This window comes from Aminobacter sp. P4_D5 (assembly GCF_056401815.1).
In genome coordinates this window covers 1-545 of the sequence record NZ_JBFUIP010001265.1, presented here as the reverse complement: position 1 = coordinate 545, position 545 = coordinate 1, and the positions used below count along the sequence as shown (strand labels likewise).

The 545-nt window shown below is 64.3% G+C and carries 1 protein-coding gene; it reads left to right on the top strand.

Features of this window, described 5'->3' with window-relative positions:
* Positions 1–99: 99 nt before the first annotated feature.
* Positions 100–545, top strand: a 446-nt coding sequence (locus AC1DWF_RS37855; protein WP_476843544.1) for a M24 family metallopeptidase, incomplete at its 3' end; no start/stop codon positions are given.

The following is a 545-nucleotide window of genomic DNA, read 5'->3' as shown; positions in this document are numbered from 1 at the left end:
CCCATGAGTGGCGGGCCGTCGACGCCGAGCGGTAACCCGGCATTGACAGCGCGGTACGCTATATCCAATCAGATATAGCGTAACGGAGGGATTACCGCCTTGGACGAGAACCAGCGCCTCACCGCCCTGCGATGGGCGGAGGAGAAGGCCCAGCAGCTCTTCGACGCGATCGAGGCCCAGTGCCTCATCGCCCMCGGCCGCAGCGAGCGCGAGGTCGAGGAGGACATCTTCCGGCTGGCCTCCCGCGATTTCGACGTCGAGAAGCACTGGCACAAGCGTATCGTCCGCGCCGGGATCAACACGCTCACCRTCGCGGCCGACAACCCGGATGTCATCGACATCCAGGCGGACGACATGGTCTTCATCGACCTGGGCCCAGTCTTCGAGGAATGGGAGGCCGATGTCGGCCGCACCTATGTGATGGGCAATGATCCGGAGAAGCACCGCCTCAACGCCGACCTGCCGCGCCACTTCGAGAAGCTGCGCGACCACTTCGACGCACATGAGGACATCACCGGGGAAGAACTCTTCGCTGAGGCCGAGCG